Raw genomic sequence first — 21,506 nt, 5'->3', positions numbered from 1 at the left:
TCCGAACGCCCTGGGAAATAGGTGAAGATTTCCTACATCGCGGTGAGCCTGACCGGCAGCTATTGACGGACGCCGGTCCCGGGTGGAGGGTGATCTTCAAGCCCACCCCCGGCGAATGGAGGTTCGATGCCTCGAACGACAATGCCGTTGAGCAGGAGAATCGCGCTCGGCACCGCCATGGTCGGCGCCGTCGCACTGGTGCCGTCCGGCCCCGCGCCGGCGGCCGCCCCGGCGTCCGACGGCCGGCAACAGGAGTACGCCGCCGCCGCGACCGAGTTCGGCGTACCCGAGAGCGTTCTACTCGGCGTCTCCTATCTGGAGTCCCGTTGGGACACCAACGCCGGCACGCCGAGCACCAGCGGCGGGTACGGCCCGATGCACCTCACCGACGCCGAGTACCTGCGCGGGTTGCCCGCAGCACCGCACGAGCACGGCGAGGACCGGCGCGGTGACAGTGCCCGGCCCGCCGCAGCCGCGCACCCCAGCGCGCCCGAGCGGACTCCCACCGACAGGGCGACCGCGCCACCGGCCGCTCCGGGGGCGCAGACCCTCGACGCCGCCGCCGCGCTGACCGGGGTCGACGAACGGGCACTGCGCACCGAACCGGCGGTGAACATCCGGGGCGGGGCGGCGCTGCTCGCGTCGTACCAGAAGGCGCTCGCCGGACCGACCGGCCGGACCAGCGACCCCGCGGCCTGGTACGGCGCGGTGGCCCGGTACGCCGGCAGCGACAGCGCCGACGCGGCACGTACCTTCGCCGACGAGGTGTACCGGACCGTCACCGAGGGTGCGGCCCGGACCACCGACGACGGCCACCGGATCGTCCTGGCCGCCCACCCCGGACTCGTTCCGGCCCGGTCCTGGCTGGACCGGCTCGGCCTGCGCAAGCCCGCCCGGCCGGACGGGCTGGAGTGCCCGCGCGACATCTCCTGCGAGTGGATCCCCGCGCCCTACCAGGCGTTCGGGGCCGGCGACTACGGCAACCACGACCTGTCCGACCGGCCGGCACGACAGAAGATCGAGTACATCGTCATCCACGACACCGAGGGGAGCTACGACACCACGCTCCGGCTGGTGCAGGATCCCACCTACGTGAGCTGGCAGTACACGCTGCGTTCGGCGGACGGGCACATCGCGCAGCACGTGAAGGCGAAGGACGTCGCCTGGCACGCCGGCAACTGGTACGTCAACGCCAAGGCGATCGGGCTGGAACACGAGGGCTTCGCCGCCCAGGGCACCTGGTACACCGAGGCGATGTACCGGACCTCGGCCAAGCTGGTCCGCCACCTCGCCGACCGGTACGACATCCCGCTGGACCGCCAGCACATCATCGGTCACGACAACGTGCCCGGGATCCTGCCGGCCAACGTCCGGGGCATGCACTGGGACCCGGGGCCGTACTGGGACTGGTCGCACTACTTCGACCTGCTCCGCTCCCCGTTCTGGAGCACCGGCACGTCCCGCACCGGCCTGGTCACCATCGACCCGGACTTCGCCACCAACCGGCCGGCCTTCACCGGCTGCGACGCGGCCGGCGTACCGTGCCCGGCGCGCGGCTCGTCGTCGGTGATCCTGCGCAGCGCCCCGGCCGCCGGCGCGCCACTGGTGAACGACATCGCACTGCGCCCCGACGGCACCCCGAACACGATGCACATCTCCGACCACGGGGCGCGGGCCTCGGCCGGCCAGACGTACGCGGTCGCCGGCCGGCAGGGCGACTGGACCGCGATCTGGTACCTCGGGCAGAAGGCCTGGTTCCACAACCCGACCGCGAACCCGAGCGCGAAATGGTCGATCGGACTCGTCGCGACGCCGAAACCGGGTCGGGCGACGATCCCGGTGTACGGCAGGGCGTACCCGGAGGAGGCCGCCTACCCTGCCGGCGTGCCCTACCAGGCGGTCACCCCGTTGCAGTACACCCTTTCCGCCGGTCAGCGGTACGCCGTCGGCAACCTGCTGCCGAGCGAGTACTACCGGGCCACCACGTTCGACGGCTCCTCACCCGGAGACTGGACGGTGATCCGCGGCGACACCCGGTACGTCCAGATCCAGTTCGGCCACCGGATCATGTACGTCGACGCCGCCGACGTACGGCTGCTCCTCTCGCCGATCGGCGCACCCGGCTGATCCGATCCGCTCGACACGTCCGGGGCTCGCCACGCGGCGGGCCCCGGACCCGCGTCGGCGAGGTCCGGCGCGGGTCGGCGAGGTCCGACGGGCGTCAACGAGGTCCGGCGGCGCGGCCGGAGCTCAGGCCGGCGCCGGCTGCTGCCCTACGCCGCCCGGCTCCGCGCCGGCACCGACGACGGCGGTCAGCACGTCGTCGAGCGTGACCACACCCATCGGCACCCGCCCGTCACTGACCAGCACCATGTGTCGGCGCTCCCGGCGCATCGCCAGCAGCAGGTCGGCCAGGGTGCGATCCGGTGGCACCACGGCCAGCGGACGCAGCAGGTCGGCCGGCACCGCCGCCGTGCGCGCCACACCCTCGTACCCCAGGATGTCCTTGACGTGCACGAAGCCCAGCACCCGGCGGGTGGACCGCTGGACCACCGGAAACCGGGACCGCCCGGTCCGGGTGGCCAGTACCTCCAGTGAGGCCGGTGAGACGTCCTCGGCGACCGTGGTCACCGTCGCCCACGGCCGCAGCGCGTCCCCGGCGGTACGGCGGTGCAGGGCGAGCGCGCCGGTGATCCGGGCATGCTCCTCCGAGCCGAGCAGCCCCTCGGTACGCGCCTGCGAGACCAGTCCGGCCAGTTCCTCGGCGGTGAACACCGTCTTCACCGCGTCGGTCGCCTCGATCCGCCAGAACCGCAGGATCCGCGCGGAGGCCCACTTCATCGCCAGCAGCAGCGGCTTGGTCGCCACGCAGAACGCCAGCATCGCCGGCCCCAGCCAGAGCGCGGACCGCTCAGGACCGGCCAGGGTGATGTTCTTCGGCACCATCTCGCCGATCACCGTGTGCAGGAAGACGACCAGGCCCAGCGCGATCACGAAGGCGACCGGATGCACCGCCCGCTCCGGCATCCCCAGCGCGTGGATCGGGTTCTCCAGCAGGTGTGCGATCGCCGGCTCGGCGATCGCACCCAGGCCGAGCGAGCAGATGGTGATACCGAGCTGGGCGCCCGCGATCATCAGCGGGATCTGGTTCATCGCCGACAGCGCCATCCGGGCCCGTTTGGAGCCGGCCGCCAACGGCTCGATCACGGTACGTCGCGACGCGATCAACGCGAACTCGCTGCCCACGAAGAAGGCGTTGCCGAGCAGCAGCCCGACGGTGATCAGCAGGTTAGTCACGGCGATCGCCGGGCTCCTCCGGGCGGACCACCCGAACCTGCTCGATCCGGTGCCGGTCCACCTCGACCACGGTGAACTCGAAACCCTGCTCCCGCACGGTCTCGCCGGCCACCGGAATGTGCCCGAGCCGGGCCAGCAGGAACCCGGCCAGGGTCTCGTACGGCCCCTCGGGCAGCCGGAAGCCGACCTGTTCGGCCAGCTCGTCCTCGCGCAGCACCCCGTCGACGAGTACCGTCCGGTCCCCGCCCGGCGCCGTCAGCTCACCCGGGCTGTCGGGCATCGCGTCCGGGTCGAACTCGTCGGCGATCTCCCCGACCAGCTCCTCCACCAGGTCCTCGACGGTCACCACGCCGTCCGTGCCGCCGTACTCGTCCACCACGATGGCCAGGTCGGCACCGGCGGCGCGCAGCGCGGCGAGGACGCCGTCGAGGTCCAGGCTCTCCGGTACGTACACCGGTTCCCGGGCCACCGAGCCCACCGTCGTACCGGCCCGGTCCTTCGGCGGTACGCCCAGCGCGTCGGGGACCCCGGCCACCCCGGTCACCAGGTCGACGGTGTCCTCGTAGACCGGAAACCGGGTACGGCCGGTCTGCTGCGCCAGCGCCAGCAGCTCCGCGACCGAGGCACCGGCCCGGAGTGCGACCACGTCGACCCGGGGGGTCATCGCCTCCGCGGCCCGCTTGTCGCCGAACCGGATCGTGCGTTGCAGCAGCATCGCGGTCTCCCGGGGCAGGGCGCCGGCCTTGGCCGAGATCGCCGCCAGCAGACCCAGTTCCTCCGGCGACCGGGCGCTGGCCAGCTCCTCCTGCGGCTCCACCCCGAGCCGGCGGACCAGCCAGTTCGCCGAGTTGTTCAGGGCCCGGATCAACCAGCCGCAGACCCGGGAGAAGGTCCGCATCGGCGCGGCGGTGGCCAGCGCGACCGGCATCGGCCGGGCCAGCGCGGCATTCTTCGGCACCAGCTCGCCGAAGAGCATCGAGAGCAGGGTGGCCAGCGCCAGCGCCAGCAACGGGGTGATCCGCCCGGTCGCGTCCCCGGCGATCGGCCGGAGCACCGGCGTGAAGAGCTTCGCCAGCGCCGGTTCTGCGAGGTAGCCGGTGAGCAGGGCGGTGATGGTGATGCCGAGCTGGGCACCGGAGAGCTGGAAGGAGAGTTCGCGCAGGGCCTTGCGTACGGTGGCGGCCCGGCGGTCGCCCTCGGCGGCACGCCGCTCCAACTCCGCCCGGTCGACGGTGACCAGCGCGAACTCGGCCGCTACGAAGAACGCGTTGCCGCCGGTCAACAGCAGAAATCCGACCAGTGGCAGCAGTGTGGTCAGAAGTAGGGCGTCGATGTTCGGTTCACCTCGACCGTGGTTGCGTCCCGCCCGGGATAATCGAGCAGAGTACCGGCCCGACCAGCCATCGAGCGCCCCGCCCGGTCAGCGTCGGAAACAGCGCCAGTCGAAGGCGTCCCCACCGTCGTTGCGGGCGAAGGCTCCGTCGCCGTAGGTGTCCCGGCAGGCGGTGTCCATGTCGACCGTGCGGGACGACAGCAGCAGCCGCTGGCACTCCCACCGGCCGTCGCCGCGCGGGTCCGCCCAGCTCGTACCGCCGACGTGCCGGTCGCAGTACCGGTCCATCATCTGCGCCAGCTCGTCCCGGCCGTCGGGACCGAGCAGCACCGGCTCCGGCGGCGCGGGCGGGGGCGGCAGCTGGGCGGCCGGCGGATTCGACGTACCGCCCGGAGCCAGCGGCGGGGTGACCCCCGGCAGCGCCGTCCGGGTCGGAACGGGCCGGACCGACGGCGACGTGGTCGGAGTGCCGGTCGCGGGCGGTGCCGACGGCGACGTGGTCGGGGACGGGGAGAGCTCCGGCGTACCGCTCGGCGTCGGTCCGGCCTCCTGCGTCGGCGGGGAGGCCGCCGGCGGGCTGGCGACCGCGACCGGCACCGCGGCCTCCGGCCCGGAATCACCACCCCAGACGTACGGTCGCAGCACGCTCGCCCCGGCCGGGATGGCGAGGACCAGCAGCCCGAGGCCGAGTCCCAGGATCGCCGTCAGCCGCAGTCCACGCCCGGACCGGGCCCGCCGGTCCACCGCCCCGGTCGCCCGGTCCACCGCCCCGGTCGCCTTCCCCGCCGGCCCGGTCCCGCCGGCCGAGCGGTTGGCCCGGTGACGTCCGGTCGCCTCCGCAGCCGTCCCCGTCGGTGCATCCTCCACCACGCGCCGTCCGCCCCCTCGTGATCTTCTGGAACTCGATCGATGTGATCGCGACTCCGGTCGATTGTGGCCGACCTCGATCCATCGGCGAGCGTCAGCCTTCCCGACACCAGCAAGGTACGAGCGAACGGCGTGTGTGGTTCACCGCAGTCCGTGACTGTGGTGCGCGGCAACCGGCCCGGCGCCACTCCCCAGGGTTTACGCAGGTGCCAACGACTAGCGTCGAAGTCATGATCACTGCTACGGACCCACTCGCCGCCGAGCCCGCACCGCTGACCGGGATCGCCGAATGGGCGACCGACCTGATGGACACCCTGGGCGCCCCGGGAGCGGGATTGGCGGTGGCCCTGGAGAACCTCTTCCCGCCGCTGCCCAGCGAGATCATCCTGCCGCTGGCCGGCTTCGCCGCGAGTCAGGGCGAGATGAGCCTCTGGTCGGCGATCTTCTGGACCACGCTCGGCTCGGTGGTCGGGGCCCTCGCGCTCTACTATCTCGGCGCGTTGCTCGGCCGGGACCGTACCCGGGCGCTCGCCGCCCGGATCCCGCTGGTCAAGCTCGCCGACGTGGACCGTACCGAGGCGTGGTTCCTCCGGCACGGCGTCAAGACCGTGTTCCTCGGTCGGATGATCCCGATCTTCCGCAGTCTGATCTCCATTCCGGCCGGTATCGAACGGATGCGGCTGCGGACCTTCCTGGCCTGCACTGCCCTCGGCAGCCTGATCTGGAACACGGTCTTCGTGCTGGCCGGCTACCTGCTCGGCGAGAACTGGCACCTGGTCGAGGAGTACGCCGGACTGTTCCAGAAGGTCGTCATCGTCGCCGTCGTGGTCGTGGTCGGCTGGTTCGTGGTCGCCCGGCTGACCCGACGCGACCGGGTACGCAGCCGGCACCGGATGTGACCGGTTAGGAAGGGCCCCCGCATCTACAAAAAGCGATAACAGGGGGCCCTTCCTTGCAGCTTCAGTCGCCGAGGTAGCGCAGGACCGCGAGGACCCGGCGGCTGTACCCGGTGACGTGCGCCAGGTCGAGCTTGTCGAAGATCGCGTTCACGTGCTTCTCGACGGCGCTCTGCGAGACGTGCAGGTGCTCGGCGATGGTGGCGTTGGTGTGCCCCTGCGCCATATGGTCGAGCACGGCCCGCTCCCGCTCGGTCAGCCGGCTCAGCGGGTCGGTGTGGCTGGTCCGGGCCAGCAGTTGGCGTACCACCTCGGGGTCGAAGGCGGCTCCGCCGTCGCCCACCCGGGTGAGCGCGTCGAGGAACTCGCCGACCTGGGCCACCCGGTCCTTCAACAGGTACCCGACTCCGGCGCTCTGACTGGTCAGCAGCTCCACGGTGTAACGCTTCTCGACGTACTGGGAGAGCACCAGTACCCCGACGGCGGGCCAGCGACGGCGGATCTCCAACGCGGCGCGCAGCCCCTCGTCGGTGTGGGTCGGCGGCATCCGTACGTCGGCGACCACCGCGTCCGGCGGATCCGCCGCGACGGCCGCCAGCAGGGCGACCGCGTCGCCGACCGCGGCCGTGACCTCGTGCCCCTCCTCGACGAGCAGCCGGACCAGCCCTTCCCGGAGCAGGGTCGAGTCCTCGGCCAGGATCACCCGCACGGCAACTCCGCGACGACGCTGGTCGGCCCGGCCGGTGGGCTCTCCACCCGGAGCCGGCCGTCCTGGGCGGCGACCCGGCGCGCCAGCCCCGACAGCCCGCCGCCGGCCGGGTCGGCGCCGCCGATGCCGTCGTCGCGGACCTCGACGACGAGCCAGCCCTCCCGGGCGGTGACCGCGACCTCGACCCGGCTGGCGCGGGCGTGCTTGGCCGCGTTGGTCACCGCCTCGGAGATCACGAAGTACGCGGCGGTCTCGACCGGGCGCGGCGGCCGTCCGGTGAGCCGGTAGTCGATCCGGACCGGCAGCCCGGCCCGCTCCGCGACCCGGTCCAGCGCATCGGCCAGCCCCAGGTTGTCCAGCGCGGTCGGATAGACCCGCCAGGCCACCTCCCGGAGTTCGTCGAGGGCCCGCCCGGACTCCTCGTGCGCCTGACGCAGCAGTTCCGCGGCCTTCGCGGGGTCACCGCTGCGCCGGGCCCGGCCGACCAGCATGCCCAGGGCGACCAACCTCTGCTGTACGCCGTCGTGCAGGTCCCGTTCGATTCGCCGGCGCTCGGCGTCGACCGCCGCCACCACTCCGGCCCGGCTGGTGGCCAGTTCGGTGATCCGCCGCTGGTAGGCCGCCCGGTCGGTCGGCCCGAGCATGGCCCGGGCGAGCCGCCGATCCAGCGCCGCGACGCCGATGACGCCCTGCACGGCGAGGAACAGCAGAACCAGGGCGAAGACCCCGATGTACGTCACGATCAGCGGCGTGGCCTCGATCCCGTCCACCGGACGTCCGATGAGCCAGCCGACGAGTACGGCGCACATCACTCCCGTGCCGTACAACATCAGGAACAGCACGATCCCGCCGAGCACGCCGAGCGGCAGCCGTACGGCGAGGTAGCCCAGCGCACGGGCATCGCTGACCACGCCGGCCGGACTGTCGCCCAGGAACCGCTCGACCCTCCGCCGGTCGTACTCGGCGACCCGGCGGGCGAGCCCGCCCAGATGCCGGCGGAGCTGTGGGGCCCTGGCCAGGGCGGGGTACCCGACGGCCGCGACGGCGAGATAGCAGAGGCCGAGTGTCGCGGTGGCCGCGCCCAGACCGATCCCCGCAACCGACCTGATCCAGACCCGTACACCGCTCATGCCAGGCGCGCGACCGCTGGATGGGCGACCGGGTCATGCCCCGGACACGCTCGGTTGGTCGTCATGCCTCCGACGCTAGGTGGTGTCGGCCCCGCCATCCAATGGGGCATGCCCTCGGCCGGTGGTGTGGTTTTCCACAGCCTGGCGCCGGGACGTGCCTGGTACGGGCGCCGCGGAGCTGTTGGAGGTACGCACCGGGGCTCGGCGGCTCAGGCGGGCGTGGCCGGTTCCGGGTTCGGCCGTACGGACCGGAGCAGCACGGTGGCGACGTCGACCACCTCGACCTGGTCGGCCGCCTCCTTGCCGTTGACGCCGTCGCTGAGCATCGTGCTGCAGAACGGGCAGCCGACCGCGATGGTCCGGGCACCAGTGGAGATGGCCTCCTCGACGCGGTCGACGTTGATCCGCTTGCCGATCCGCTCCTCCATCCACATCCGGGCGCCACCCGCGCCGCAGCAGAACGACCGCTCCTGGTTGCGGGGCATCTCGGTCACCCCGTCGGCCGCCGCCGCCCCGAGCACCTCGCGTGGCGGCGTGAACACCCGGTTATGCCGACCCAGGTAGCACGGGTCGTGGTACGTCAACGAGCCCTCCACCGGCTGGACCGGGGTGAGCCGGCCGGCCGAGACCAGTTGGGCTAGCAACTGCGTGTGGTGTACGACCTCGAAGTCCCCGCCGAGCTGCCCGTACTCGTTGCCGAGGGTGTTGAAGCAGTGCGGACAGGTGGCGACGATCTTGCGCTTGGCCGGCTCGCGGTCGCCGAACGCCTCGTTCAGCGTCTCCACGTTCTGCTGCGCCAGCATCTGGAAGATGAACTCGTTGCCGATCCGCCGGGCCGGGTCACCGGTGCAGGTCTCGCCCTCGCCGAGGATGGCGAAGTCGACCCCGGCCTCGTGCAGCAGGGTGGCCACCGCCCGGCTGGTCTTCTTGGCCCGGTCCTCGAACGCTCCCGCGCAGCCGACCCAGAAGAGGTACTCGAAGTCGTCGACCTCGCCGACCCGGGGCACCTCGAAGTCCAGGCCCTTGGTCCAGTCCTCCCGGGTGTTCGGCGGCGCTCCCCACGGGTTGCCCTTGTTCTCCAGGTTGCGCAGCATCACGCCGGCCTCGGACGGGAAGCTCGACTCGATCAGCACCTGGTAGCGACGCATGTCGACGATGTGGTCGACGTGCTCGATGTCCACCGGGCACTGCTCGACGCAGGCGCCGCAGGTGGTGCAGGACCAGAGCACGTCCGGATCGATGATCCCGAGTTCCTCCGCGCCGCCGATCAGCGGCCGGTTCGCCTCCGCCAGCGAGAGTACGTCCATGTGCGCGAGCTGCGCGGCGGTCGCCTTCTCCTCGCCGGACAGGTCCTTGCCACCACCGCCCAGCAAATACGGCGCCTTGGCGTACGCGTGGTCGCGCAGCGACAGCACCAGGAGCTTCGGCGACAGCGGCTTGCCGGTGTTCCAGGCCGGGCACTGCGACTGGCAGCGGCCGCACTCGGTGCAGGTGGTGAAGTCGAGCAGGCCCTTCCAGGTGAACTGCTCGACCTGGGCCACTCCGAACTGGTCGGACTCGGGGTCCGCCTCCTCGAAGTCGAGCGGCTTGCCCCCGCTCATCATCGGGCGCAGTGCGCCGAGGCCGGATGCCGGCCCGGCGGGGTCGCGCTTGAAGAAGATGTTGAAGAACGCGGCGAACCGGTGCCAGGCCACCCCCATCGTCACGTTCAGCGCGATGACGATCACCCAGGTCATGGAGATGGCGATCTTCACCGCAGCGGTGACGCTGACGCCGGCCGCCGCATCCGGCAACAGGCTGCCGACGGCGTGGCTGACCGGGGTGGCCCAGAGGGGAAACTCGAAGTGGTCCGTGGCGACCTTGAATCCCCGGATCAGGAATCCGCAGACCAGTACGGCGAGCACGACGGCTTCGACGAAGTAGCCCTGCCACATGGTGGAGCCGGTGAACCGCGACCGCCGCTCCGGATTACCCGGCCGGTTGGCCAGCCTGATGGCGATCAGCACCAGGATGCCGACCACCCCGAGGACGCCGATCACCTCGGTGACCAGGCCGTAGACGACCCAGTGTCCGAGCACCGGAAGCCCACCGGTCGGGCTGACGACCTCGAAGTACGCCTCCAGCACCAGCAGGGAGAGGACGACGAAGGCCACCATGACGAACCAGTGCGCGGCGCCCACCACACCCCAGCGCAGCATCCGGGTGTGGCCGACGGTCTCGACCAGCATGTTCCTGGCCCGGACGCCCTTGTCGGCGAACCGCTCCGGGTCTGGTTGCCCCCGCCGGATCACCGCCGTCATCCGCAGCACCGCGCGCGTCGCCAGCCATACCGCTACCGCGGTGATGCCGGCGGCGAGGACCGTGGTGACGATCTGGACGCTGCCCATGCGCTTGGCCTCCCCGTCCTGCTGCTGCCTGATCCGTCCGCTGCCGGGCGGGCGGTCCATCGACCGGCGGCGGCGATGGGTGCAGCCTACGCGGCGAGGTTACTCGTTGGTAACGTGGCCGTCCTCGTGGCGCCCGCCGCCACCCTGCGGACACCCTAGGCCGTCGGGCGGTACCGCCGGTCGGCCAGGCGGCACCGACCAGGGTCGGAGCATGGCGTCACCCGCCCGGAGGCGCCGAGGAACGGCGACACGGGGTCACCCCGGGACCCGCCGTCCGAGCGGCGAATCGCCGGGCGGAGACGCGACCGGGAGGCGCGAACCTTCCACTCGCAGGTGGCGTACGACGCTGTTCCTCAGGTCCGCAACCTGCGCCGCACGCCAGCGAACCCGGCACGGCCGGGTGTGCCCGCCGCGCGGGTGAACTCGGAGGTCAGCGCCAGCGGGAGAGCAGTCCGAGCGAGCCGACCATCGCGCCGAAGCCGATAGCGAGGTTCCAGTAGCGCCAGGTGGCGACCGGGTACTGCATGTCGGACAGGTAGAAAACCACCAGCCAGCCGATACCGAAGACGATCAAGGCGACTGCGGTGGCCGGCAACCACACCGGGCTAGGCTTACGCGTCGCCGCGGTCGACGTCGGTCGGACGTCGGTCGGTGGCGTGTACACCTTCTTCTTGCGGACCTGAGACTTGGGCACGGCGCTCTCCTGAGGGGGTGGTGATCCTCGTCCGGCCTGACAACCGGACGCAAGGGCGACGGTCCATGGCCAATAATGTTCGACAGCTAGCGTAGTCGCGATGACCCGTTCAAGCCACGGACCCGGTCACGTGGGTACGGAAGGGTGAACATCCAGATCGCTCCAGGAATTCCCGCGATCAGGACATACTTACCATATCGGCATGACCCGGAGGGAGAGCCTCGATGGAGTACACATCCGGCGCCGCCTCCTGGCAGAAGGTGCTCCGGCGAGCGGCCGCAGGGCTGCTCCCTCGACGGCCCACGCAGCGCAAACCCGGTTGGTCGATCGGCGTACCGCTGATCGCCCTCGCCGCCGGGGTGCTCTTCACGACCTCGGCCACGGCGGCGGGCGGCACCTCGCTGCGCGAGGACCGGCGGCCGGAAATCGCTCAGCTCATCGAGGACCGTCGAGATCAGGTGGCCACCGGCCAGGAACGGGCCGCCGCCCTCCGGGACGAGGTGGAGAGCCAGACCGAAGCGCTCGGCGGCTCCGACGGCAGGGTCGCGGCCCAACGCGGCCGCGCCGCGAACAGCCGGGAGGCGGCCGGCTTCACCGCGCTCACCGGCCCCGGGATCAGTGTGGAACTCAACGACGCACCACGGCTCGGTGACGGCAGCCAGCCGGCCGACGCCAGCAACGACGATCTCGTGGTGCACCAGGGCGACGTGCAGGCCGTCGTCAACGCGCTCTGGGCCGGAGGGGCCGAGGCCATGGCAATCATGAATGTCCGCATCCTCTCCACCAGCGCGGTACGCTGCGTGGGGAACACCCTGCTCCTGCACGGGCGGGTGTACTCACCACCCTTCCAGATCACCGCCATCGGCGATCCCGCCGCACTCACGCGGGCACTCGCCGCATCCGAGGGGGTCCGGTTGTTCAAAGACGCCGTCGCCCACTACCAGCTCGGATACCGCGAGACAGTGGAGCCCACCGTGACCGTGCCGGCGTACGACGGTCCCGGCGGACTGCGGTCCGCGAAGGTTCCGGGGTGAGTCCAGTGACCGGCGACCCGTACTCCGCCCGCAACGGTCGGCACCGCGCCCCCGACGGCGAAGACCCGACCATGTTCATCCCCCGGCCCGGCGAGGCCGGCGAGCCGTCCCCGGTGGATCGGCCGGAGCGGTCGGCCTCACCCGGGCCCGCCGAACCGGCCGGCCGGCGGCTCCGGATAACCGTCGACCACGTCGTACCGCCGCCGAGTCCACCTCGCGAGCCGGAAGTCGGCCGGGACAACGACGACACCGTCGCAATCCCCACCGGTGACCACGGCCGCAGACCGGCCACCGAGCCGAACGGCCGGACGGCGTCGGCCACCCCCGAACCACGGCCCCACGACGGTGCCGACGGATTCCAGCGCCGCCCGGCCCCACCGGCGTCCGCCCCCGAGGCGTGGGACCCGCAGCCCGCCCCGGGCCGCTGGACACCCCCCTCGGTCGCCGGCTCCGAGCGGCGGGAGCCGACCCCCGCCGTCGGCGCGGACCGCTGGGAACTGACCCCGGCCACCGCCCGGGAACGCCGGGAGGCCCCGCCGGCCGGTCCCGGACTCGCCTCGGCGACTCCGGCGCCCTCCGGCGCTGCTCCCTGGGCGCCCTCGGTGCCGGGCCGCCCCACCGCCGTCCCCGCCGGTGCCGGGCCGGTGACCGCCGCCATGGCCGGGCTCGGCGGCGGCGCGCCGGTGCCGACCCCGCCCGCCGCCGCGCCGACCGGCCGGATACGTCCGCCCGGCCCCGATTCGGCGGGTACGGCCGAGCGCCCCGGCGGAGTCAACCGGAGCGACAGTCCGACCACCCTCATCCCGACGATCCCGAATGCGGATCCCGGGGTCACCGCTCTGATCCCCACCGTCACGAACCGGCGGGGAAGTGGCGACGACGGCGCCACCACGAGCCTTCCACACCTGCCCGGGCCGGCCGCGCCACGCCGGGACGACATCGAGGCCACCGCCCTGATCGGGGCGATCCCACCCGCGCCGCCCGGCGGTGACGGGCCGGACGGCGATTCGGCGGCCGACGGCGAACGCCCCCGACGCGGCGAGCGTGTCGTCCAGCTCCGGCCCGAGCAGACCGGCGAGGGCTACAAGAGCGTCTACTCCGAGCTGACCCGACCGACGATCGGCTCCCGGATCCGTACCACCATCCGGGGCACCGGAGAGGTGCTGATCACCTTCGGCCTGGTGGTGCTGCTCTTCGCCGGGTACGAGATCTGGGGCAAGTCGACCATCGTCAACGCCCACCAGGACGATCTGGGGCAAGAGCTGGCCCAGCAGTGGGCGGAGCCCGACCCGACCGTCGGGCCGACCCCCACCGCCACCCCGAAACCCGAGAAGCCGGTGCAGGGCAAGGCGATCGCCGGGCTCTACATCCCGAAGCTGGACAAGCACTGGACCGTGGTGGAGGGGGTCACCCAGAAGGACATCCGGTACGCGCCGGGCCACTACCCGGAGAGCGCGCTGCCGGGTCAGGTCGGGAACTTCTCGGTCGCCGGCCACCGGAACCGGGCCACCTTCTGGCGACTGGACGAACTCGACGACGGGGACCCGATCGTGGTCGAGTCGAAGACCACCTGGTACGTCTACCAGGTCTCGCAGACCCGGATCGTCAGGCCGAGTCAGGTCGAGGTGGTGGCTGCCGTACCGGGCAAGCCCGGGGCCAAGGCCAAGGACGCGATGCTGACCCTGACCACCTGTAACCCCAAGTTCGACAACTATCAGCGGTTGATCGTGCACGCGAAGCTGGTCCGCACCGAGCCGAAGACGCCGGACGGCATCAAGCCCGTCGAGTTGGGCGGCTGACCGGCGATGTACGGATGGATCTGGCGGAAGTTGCCGTTCGGGCTCCCGGGCAAGCTCGCCGGCTCGTTACTGATCACCGCGAGCGTGCTCGCCCTGCTCTGGTACGTCGTGTTCCCCTGGGCCGAGCCACTGCTGCCGTTCGACGACGTCCAGGTCACTCAGGACTCCGGTGTTCCGGGCGGCGAACCCGGGCTCGAGAACGCACCGGATTCCGAGGTCTCCGGAGAGCCGACCGGCGACGAGCACGAGTTGCCGTACGACACGGAACAGAACAACACCCCGCCCCCGAGCCCCACCAGGTAGGCCCGATGCGCGTACTCGTGATCGACAACTACGACTCGTTCGTCTTCAACCTCGTGCAGTACCTCGGTCAACTCGGTGCCGAGTGCGAGGTACGCCGCAACGACGAGATCGACCTCGCCGAGGTGGGCCGGCTCGACGTGGCCGGGGTACTGCTGTCTCCCGGCCCCGGCACACCCGACCGGGCCGGCGTGTGCCTCGACGTGATCCGGGAGTACGCCGGCAAGCTGCCGATCCTCGGTGTCTGCCTGGGCCACCAGGCCATCGGTGCCGCGTTCGGCGGGACCGTCACCCGGGCTCCCGAGCTACTGCACGGCAAGACGTCCGAGGTTCGGCACCGTGCCGAGGGCGTACTGGCCGGGTTGCCGGATCCGTTCACCGCCACCCGCTACCACTCGCTGGCGGTGCTGCCGGAGACCCTGCCGGCCGAGATCGAGGTGACCGGCTGGACGGAGTCGGGCGTGGTGATGGCGATGCGTCACCGGACGCTGCCGATCGAGGGCGTGCAGTTCCACCCGGAGTCGGTGCTGACCGAGGGCGGCCACCTGATGCTGGCGAACTGGCTGGCCGGCTGTGGCCTGCCGGACGCGCTCGACCGGGCTCCCGCCCTGGCCGCCGAGGTCGACACCCGGCGGCGCTCCGCCTTCGTCACCGTCTGACACAGCCTTCGTCACCGTTCGACGGACCCGGACCCGGACCCGGGCCCTGTCGGGCCGGCCCGGGCCCGCTGGGCACGCACCGGACCGACTCAGGCACGCATCGGATCCGCTCAGGTCGCGCCGAGCACGCCATCAGACCCGCTCGGGTCGCGCCGAGCAGCGGTCGGCCCGCCGAGCATCAGCGCGGCGCCGGCCGGCGTCGGTTCGCTCAGCGGGTCCCAGGCCGGTTCGCCGGCGGACTCAGCGGCGGAAAGAGCCCACCGCCGGTTCCGGTCGACGGTGGCGTCTGGCTCGGCGTGGTCGGCGGCGGGTTGTTGGGCTCTTCCTCGGGAACCGTCACGGTGATGGTGACGGTGGAGCCGGTCGCCTTCTTCTCGTTGGCATTGGGGTTCTGCGAGGACACCTCGCCGGCCTGGTTGCGGGGCACCTCGTTGCCCTCGACCACCTTCACCTCAAAGCCCGCGTCGTCCAGGATCTCCCGCGCGTCGTCCGCGGACTGGCCGACGACGTTCGGCACCGGAATGACGTTGCCCCGGGAGACCTCGACGGTGACCGTGCTGCCATTCTCGACCTCGCGTCCGGCCGACGGGTCGACCTTCGTGACGATGCCCTTGGGCTCGGCGCTGTTCACCTCTTTCTTGGTGACCACGAGACCGAGGCCCTTCAGCTGGCCTTCGACCGCCTCGAACCTTCCGCCGACCAGGTTGGCGGGGATCTCCACCTTGCCGGGACCGGTACAGACCTTGATCTCGACCTCGGTGTTCGGCTGGACCTTGCTGGCCGCCGGCTGGCTCTGCGCGGTGACCTGCCCGATGTCGCAGGTCTTACTGGTGTCCGGGGCGCCGGGCACCGGCGTCAGACCGACGTCCCGCAGCTTCTGCTCGGCGACCTCCTTGGTGCTGCCGACGACGTTCGGCACCTCGACCGCGGTCGGGGTGCCGCTGCCGCCGTCGTTGAGCAGCAGGGCGGCGACCAGGGCGATCACCGCGAGCACACCGAGACCGCTCAGTGCGGCCAGTACCCAGGCCGAGGAGCGGCGTCGCCGGGCGTCGCCGACCCGGGCCGGCGGCATCGGTCGGTTGCCGCCCTGCATCGGGCGGGTCGCCGTCTGCGACATCGCCATCGTCTCGTCCTCGCGCATGACCGGGGTGGCCATCACCGGCCGGCCGGCCGCCGCGCGGAGCAGGTCGGCGCGCATCTCGCCGGCGCTCTGGTAGCGGTTGAGCGGGTTCTTCGACAGCGCCTTGAGCACGATCGCGTCGATCGGCGGGGTGACGTCCCGGTTGATGTCGCTCGGTGCCGGCGGATCTTCCCGGACGTGCTGGTAGGCGACGCTGACCGGGCTGTCGCCGACGAACGGCGGGTGACCACAGACCAGTTCGAAGAGCACACAACCGGCCGCGTACACGTCGGAGCGGGCGTCGACGGCCTCGCCGCGTGCCTGCTCGGGCGACAGATACTGCGCGGTACCGATCACCGCGCTGGTCTGTGTCATCGTGGTCGCCCCGCTGGCCAGCGCCCGGGCGATGCCGAAGTCCATGACCTTGACCTGGCCGTTCAGGGTCATCATCACGTTGCCGGGCTTGATGTCCCGGTGGATGATGCCGTGCCGGTGGCTGAACTCCAGGGCGGCGCAGACGTCGGCGGTGATCTCCAGTGCCCGGCGAGGCTGTAGCCGGCCCTCGGCCGCGAGCACTTCCTTGAGGGTCCGCCCGTTGACGAACTCCATCACGATGAACGGCAGGGTCTCGCCGGTCGGCGCGATCTCCTCGCCGGTGTCGTAGACGGCGACGATCGCCGGATGGTTCAGCGAGGCCGCGTTCTGCGCCTCGCGCCGGAAACGCATCTGGAACGTGTCGTCTCGGGCCAGATCGGTACGAAGCATCTTAATCGCGACATCACGGCCCAGCCGGAGGTCACGCCCCCGGTGTACCTCGGCCATGCCGCCGTAACCGAGCAGCTCGCCGACCTGATACCTGCCACCGAGCAGGCGGGCCTGCGCCGTCATCTCGTCAGTCGTCCTTCGCTCATCTGGTCACCCCGCCGGGATACACGACTCGCTCCACCTGACGGTACGGCGCACCGGGCGGTCCGTCGCGTCCGTCTTCCGACCGCAATACCGATATCGCCACTTTCGACGATGGCATCGCGCTGTTGCTGTCGTTGTTCTTCCGCCACTGAAAGGCAATCACGCCGGAGCAGATCAGTACCAACAGGCCCAGTACGACGAGGAGCACGATCACCAATGAGCGGTTCCCGGGCTGCGGTGCCGAGGACGGCACCGGATGCCTCGGGTACGAGTATGCCGCCTCCGGACGGGGCCGGACCGGCTGCGGCACGGCTGCGGCCCCCCGGCTGTATCCGGACGGACCGGCGACGGCACCGGCCGCCGGGCGCGCCGTCGGCGCGGCCGGCGAGTGCGGCGCGTGCGGCGCGTGCGGCGCGACCCTGGCCTGCGGTACCCGGGTCGCCGGCGGGGTCCCGCCCGGACCGTGCGGCGGCGCCGGCTGGGGCGGTACGGGCAGCGTGCCCAGCGGTCGTCCCGGCTGTCCCGGCGTCGTGCCCACCGTGGCCGCCGCCTGTCGGGACACCGCGGCCAACTCGGCGGCACTCTGCCAGCGGGCTCCGGGGTCCTTGGCCAACGACCGCTCGACGATCGCCCGGATCGCGGGTGGGATGTCCCCGGGCAACTGCCGGGGAGTCTCCCGTACGTGCTTCATGGCGATCTCGATCGCGCTGTTGCCCTCGAACGGACGCCGGCCGGCGAGACACTGGTACGCCACCACGCCGAGCGCGTAGACGTCGGAGGTGGGAGTGGCGACCGCCCCGGCCGCCTGCTCCGGCGAGATGTACGAGGCGGTGCCGAGCACCGACCCGGCGGCGGTGAGTTGAGCCACCATGGCCGAGCGGGCGATGCCGAAGTCGGTCAGCACCAGCGTGCCGTTCGGGCGTACCAGGAGGTTTCCGGGTTTCACGTCGCGGTGCACGATGCCCTTGTCGTGGGCCGCCTGCAACGCGTCGGCGGCCTGCGCGACCAGTGCCATCGTGCGGGCCGGGGTGAGCCGGCCGACCCGGCCCAGGGTCCGGGACAGGGCGTCACCCTCGACGTACTCCATGACCAGGAAGGCGATCTGCTGGTCGCTGCCGTAGTCGTAGACGTCCACGACGCCGGGGTGGTTGATGGTCGCCATGGTCCGGGCCTCGCCCCGGAACCGCTCGGCGAAGCCGGGCTCGTCCAGCAACGCCGGCAGCAGGATCTTGACCGCCACCGTACGGCCGAGCACCTCGTCGGTGCCCCGCCACACGTCGCCCATGCCGCCACCGGCGATCCGCTCGTCGAGCCGGTACCGGTTACCTAGCAGCACTCCGGGCTTGAGCATCTCACCGACCTCCCCGGTCGGCGATAACCGCGCGCATGATCTCCTTGCTGATCCGCGCCGCCTCGGCACTGCCGCCCGAGCCGGCGTCCTCGAGCAGGACGCAGACCGCGGAGACCGGCACACCGGCGCTGTTGATCGCGAAGCCGATGAACCAGCCCTGGTCGCCGTTGACGCCGCCGGTCTCCGCGGTACCGGTCTTGCCGCCGACCCGGTAACCGCCGATCTGGGCACTCTCGCCGGTGCCGTTCTGCACCACGCTGACCATCATGTCCTGGAGGTCGCGGGCGACCTGGGGACTGACCGGCTCCCGCAGTTCCTTCGGAACGGCGGTGTAGTAGTCGGTGGTGCGGTCCGGACCGAGCTGCTGCTGCACGAGGTACGGCCGCATCTGCCGGCCGTTGTTCGCCACGGCGGCGGCGACCATCGCGCCCTGCAGCGGGGTCATCCGCACGTCGTTCTGACCGATCGAGGACTGGGCGAGCGTCGGCGGGTCGTCCCGGCCGTCCGGAGTCTGCATGGATCCGGTCCGACTGGCCGCCACCGCCTGGCCACCGTCGTTGAGTCGGCCCACGGTGAGGTCCTCGTCCTCGAAGCCGAACTTCCGGGCCTCCGCCTTGAGCTTCTCCGCGCCGAGCGTGACGCCGAGCCGGGCGAAGCCGGTGTTGCACGACTCGGTCAGCGCCTCTTTCAGGGTCACCTGCGCCTCGGGGCAGATGCTCGGCACCGCGTTGCGGATGGGCACACCCGCGGTCGGCGCCAGGTAGCTCGACCCCGCCGGGATCTGGGTGTTCTGGGTGTACCCGTTCTCCAGCGCCGCCGCCGAGGTGATGACCTTGAAGGTGGAGCCCGGCGGAAGGATCTCGGAGAGCGCCCGGTTCTTCAGCGGGCCGTCCTTGTTGTTGTCGAGCTGGTTGTACGCCGCCTCGGCCTTCTTGGAATCGTGGTCGACCAGCGGGTTCGGGTCGAAGCTCGGCATCGAGACCAGCGCCTGGATCGCCCCGGTCGCCGGGTCGATCGCCACCGCGGCGCCCTTGGTCACGTTCTTCCTGTTCTCGGCGAGCTGCTTGAACGCCACCTCCTGGGCCCGCGGCGAGAGGGTCAACAGGATGTTGCCACCGGCGGTCTGGTTACCGGTGAAGATGTCCCGGACCCGGTCGGCGAAGAGCTGGTCGCTGGTACCGGCGAGGAACTCGTTCTCGCTCTTCTCGATGCCGGTGTCGGCCAGGTTGACCGGCTTGTAGCCGAGCACGTGGGCGTACATCTCGCCCTTGGGGTAGGAGCGGAGGAACTTCAGCTCGCCGCCGGTCTCCCGGCTGGTCGCCAGCGGTGTTCCGCCCGCCTCGATGATGCCCCGCTTGCGCTCGTACTCGGCGACCTGTACCCGGCCGTTGTAGTCGCTGTTGCGGTATTCGTCAGCCTTGTACGCCTGTACCCAGTTCAGGTTGGCGAAGAGCAGCCCGAACAGGACCATCACGACGACGCCCACCCGGCGCAGAGGTGCGTTCACGGTCTGATCACCTCCGTTGTCGCGCCGTGCAACTGAGCCGGTGGACCCGCGGGCGCCCCGCTGGGCCGGGGACCGGTGCCGGACTCGACCGGCCGGCGCGCGGCGTCGGAGATCCGCAGCAGAGTCGCCACGAGCAGCCAGTTCGCCATCAGCGACGAGCCACCGGCGGAGAGGAACGGCGTGGTCTGCCCGGTGAGCGGGATGAGACTGCTGATGCCGCCGATGATGACGAAGAGCTGCAGGCACAGCGTGAAGGAGAGCCCACCGGCGAGCAGCTTGCCGAAGGAGTCCCGGACCGCCAGCGCGGCCCGCAGGCCCCGCGAGATGATCAGCAGGTAGATCACCAGCAGGGCGGAGAGGCCGAAGAGGCCGATCTCCTCACCCATCCCGGCGAAGATGAAGTCGTTGTGCACCTCGGGGATCTGGGTCGGCTGCCCGCCGCCGGGCCCGGTGCCGAACAGGCCACCCGTGCCCAGCCCCAGCAACCCCTGCAACGGTTGCCAGCCGGCGCCGTACGCGTCGCCGTACGGGTCCTGCCAGATCTCCACCCGGGTGTAGAAGTTGGCGAACGGACCGCCGATGGTGCTGCCGAGGAAGTAGGCGAGGAACGCGCCGCCGAAGAAGAGCAGCAGACCGATGATCAGCCAACTGACCCGTTCGGTGGCGATGTAAAGGGTGACCACGAACATGCCGAAGTAGAGCAGCGAGGTGCCGAGGTCCTTCTGGAAGACCAGCACGCCGAGGCTGATCAGCCAGACCACGACCACCGGGCCGAGGTCCCGGCCACGCGGGAAGTCGACGCCCAGGAAGCGCCGACTCGCCAGCGACAGCACCTCGCGCTTGCGGACCAGGTAGTAGGCGAAGAAGACCAGCAGCGCCAGTTTGGCGAACTCACCCGGCTGGATCGTGAACCCGCCGACGCTGATCCACAGCTTGGCGTCCGACTGCGGGTTGACCTGCGAGTACTTGGCAGGTAGCACCGCCGGAATGATCACCAGCACGATGCCGGCCAGGCCCAGCGTGTACGCGTACCGGGAGATCGCCCGGTGGTCGCGCATCAGCACCAGCAGCCCGGCGGCCAGGATCACCGAGGCCAGCGTCCAGGCGAGCTGCCGGCCACCGGTTCCGGAGAAGATCGCGAAATCGGCGCGCTCCTCCGGCACGGCGTTGGCCAGGTCCAGCCGTCGCAGGAAGGCCACGCCGAGACCGTTGACCAGGGCGACCGCCGGCACCAGCACCGGATCGGCGTACGGGGCCAGGAAACGGACCACCAGGTGCAGGGCGAGGAACACCGCGCCGACCGCCGCGATCGGCACCCAGAAGTCCAGCGTGACGGTGTCGAGGAGGTTGGCCTCGACCGTCGCCGCGTACGCCGCCACCACCGCCATCGCCAGTACGAGCAGCGCCAGCTCGGCGTTCCGCCTGGGTTTGGCGGCCACCCGGACGCGCGGCATCTCGCCCGTGGGTGCGGGCGTCGATGCCGATCCAGGTGGGGCGGTCACGAGAATTCCCTC

General features: G+C 71.3%; 16 protein-coding genes and 1 pseudogene. 6 read left to right on the top strand and 11 right to left on the bottom strand.

Annotated elements, in window-relative coordinates; translation table 11 throughout:
* The first annotated feature begins 126 nt into the window (after positions 1 to 126).
* The gene (locus H4W31_RS09270; protein WP_192766284.1) at positions 127 to 2,127 is read left to right on the top strand and encodes an N-acetylmuramoyl-L-alanine amidase; all 2,001 of its coding nucleotides are present in this window, start codon (positions 127 to 129) and stop codon (positions 2,125 to 2,127) included.
* Between the two features lie 123 nt (positions 2,128 to 2,250).
* On the opposite strand, the gene H4W31_RS09265 is transcribed toward H4W31_RS09270, so the two are convergent.
* The 3 genes from H4W31_RS09265 to H4W31_RS09255 all read right to left on the bottom strand — a co-directional run bounded on the left by H4W31_RS09265 (position 2,251) and on the right by H4W31_RS09255 (position 5,500).
* On the bottom strand, positions 2,251 to 3,297 hold the full coding sequence (locus tag H4W31_RS09265) for a hemolysin family protein (RefSeq protein ID WP_192766283.1): 1,047 nt from the start codon (positions 3,295 to 3,297) through the stop codon (positions 2,251 to 2,253).
* On the bottom strand, positions 3,290 to 4,630 hold the full coding sequence (locus H4W31_RS09260; protein WP_192771962.1) for a hemolysin family protein: 1,341 nt from the start codon (positions 4,628 to 4,630) through the stop codon (positions 3,290 to 3,292). Before H4W31_RS09260 ends, H4W31_RS09265 begins: the two co-directional genes overlap by 8 nt.
* A gap of 87 nt (positions 4,631 to 4,717) precedes the next feature.
* Complete coding sequence (locus tag H4W31_RS09255) at positions 4,718 to 5,500, bottom strand: hypothetical protein (protein ID WP_192766282.1); 783 nt, start codon at positions 5,498 to 5,500, stop codon at positions 4,718 to 4,720.
* Positions 5,501 to 5,727: 227 nt separating this feature from the next.
* On the opposite strand from H4W31_RS09255, the gene H4W31_RS09250 reads away from it, so the two are divergent.
* Positions 5,728 to 6,396 carry a DedA family protein gene (locus tag H4W31_RS09250; protein ID WP_192766281.1) on the top strand — a complete coding sequence of 223 codons (669 nt, stop codon included), beginning with the start codon at positions 5,728 to 5,730 and terminating at the stop codon, positions 6,394 to 6,396.
* 61 nt (positions 6,397 to 6,457) lie between these two features.
* Here H4W31_RS09250 and H4W31_RS09245 read toward each other — a convergent pair whose 3' ends face one another.
* The 4 genes from H4W31_RS09245 to H4W31_RS09230 all read right to left on the bottom strand — a co-directional run bounded on the left by H4W31_RS09245 (position 6,458) and on the right by H4W31_RS09230 (position 11,313).
* Entirely contained in the window at positions 6,458 to 7,102 is a 645-nt protein-coding gene (locus H4W31_RS09245; protein ID WP_192766280.1) for a response regulator, read from the bottom strand.
* On the bottom strand, positions 7,093 to 8,232 hold the full coding sequence (locus H4W31_RS09240; RefSeq protein WP_192766279.1) for a sensor histidine kinase: 1,140 nt from the start codon (positions 8,230 to 8,232) through the stop codon (positions 7,093 to 7,095). Before H4W31_RS09240 ends, H4W31_RS09245 begins: the two co-directional genes overlap by 10 nt.
* Before the next feature lie 209 nt (positions 8,233 to 8,441).
* A complete protein-coding gene (locus H4W31_RS09235) occupies positions 8,442 to 10,619 on the bottom strand; it encodes a (Fe-S)-binding protein (RefSeq protein WP_192766278.1) in 2,178 nt (725 codons plus the stop codon).
* 430 nt (positions 10,620 to 11,049) lie between these two features.
* Positions 11,050 to 11,313, bottom strand: coding sequence for a cell division protein CrgA (locus H4W31_RS09230; protein ID WP_192766277.1), 264 nt, complete (start codon positions 11,311 to 11,313; stop codon positions 11,050 to 11,052).
* Positions 11,314 to 11,537: 224 nt separating this feature from the next.
* Here H4W31_RS09230 and H4W31_RS09225 point away from each other — a divergent pair, with 224 nt between their 5' ends.
* From H4W31_RS09225 to H4W31_RS09210, 4 genes are read left to right on the top strand one after another with little or no spacing between them, the layout of a single operon-like run.
* A complete protein-coding gene (locus H4W31_RS09225; protein ID WP_192766276.1) occupies positions 11,538 to 12,347 on the top strand; it encodes a DUF881 domain-containing protein in 810 nt (269 codons plus the stop codon).
* The gene (locus tag H4W31_RS09220; protein WP_318783107.1) at positions 12,344 to 14,146 is read left to right on the top strand and encodes a class E sortase; all 1,803 of its coding nucleotides are present in this window, start codon (positions 12,344 to 12,346) and stop codon (positions 14,144 to 14,146) included. The genes H4W31_RS09225 and H4W31_RS09220 overlap by 4 nt, the downstream gene beginning before the upstream one ends.
* Positions 14,147 to 14,152: 6 nt before the next feature.
* On the top strand, positions 14,153 to 14,449 hold the full coding sequence (locus H4W31_RS09215) for a hypothetical protein (RefSeq protein WP_192766275.1): 297 nt from the start codon (positions 14,153 to 14,155) through the stop codon (positions 14,447 to 14,449).
* Between the two features lie 5 nt (positions 14,450 to 14,454).
* Complete coding sequence (locus H4W31_RS09210) at positions 14,455 to 15,105, top strand: aminodeoxychorismate/anthranilate synthase component II (protein ID WP_192766274.1); 651 nt, start codon at positions 14,455 to 14,457, stop codon at positions 15,103 to 15,105.
* A gap of 208 nt (positions 15,106 to 15,313) precedes the next feature.
* Here the strand turns inward: H4W31_RS09210 and pknB are convergent, their stop codons facing one another.
* The 4 genes and pseudogenes from pknB to H4W31_RS09190 form a co-directional block, all read right to left on the bottom strand.
* A complete protein-coding gene (pknB, locus tag H4W31_RS09205) occupies positions 15,314 to 17,113 on the bottom strand; it encodes a Stk1 family PASTA domain-containing Ser/Thr kinase (protein ID WP_192766273.1) in 1,800 nt (599 codons plus the stop codon).
* Positions 17,110 to 18,485 (bottom strand): annotated as a pseudogene (locus tag H4W31_RS09200) (protein kinase domain-containing protein). Before H4W31_RS09200 ends, pknB begins: the two are co-directional and overlap by 4 nt.
* Position 18,486: 1 nt before the next feature.
* Positions 18,487 to 19,992 (bottom strand): peptidoglycan D,D-transpeptidase FtsI family protein, encoded by a 1,506-nt coding sequence (locus H4W31_RS09195; protein WP_192766271.1) that lies wholly within the window; start codon positions 19,990 to 19,992, stop codon positions 18,487 to 18,489.
* Entirely contained in the window at positions 19,989 to 21,446 is a 1,458-nt protein-coding gene (locus H4W31_RS09190; protein WP_192771960.1) for an FtsW/RodA/SpoVE family cell cycle protein, read from the bottom strand. The genes H4W31_RS09195 and H4W31_RS09190 overlap by 4 nt, the downstream gene beginning before the upstream one ends.
* Positions 21,447 to 21,506: the final 60 nt, after the last annotated feature.

The organism is Plantactinospora soyae, assembly GCF_014874095.1.
In the GTDB taxonomy this organism is placed as follows: domain Bacteria; phylum Actinomycetota; class Actinomycetes; order Mycobacteriales; family Micromonosporaceae; genus Plantactinospora; species Plantactinospora soyae.
This window is presented reverse-complemented; position numbering and strand designations above follow the sequence as displayed.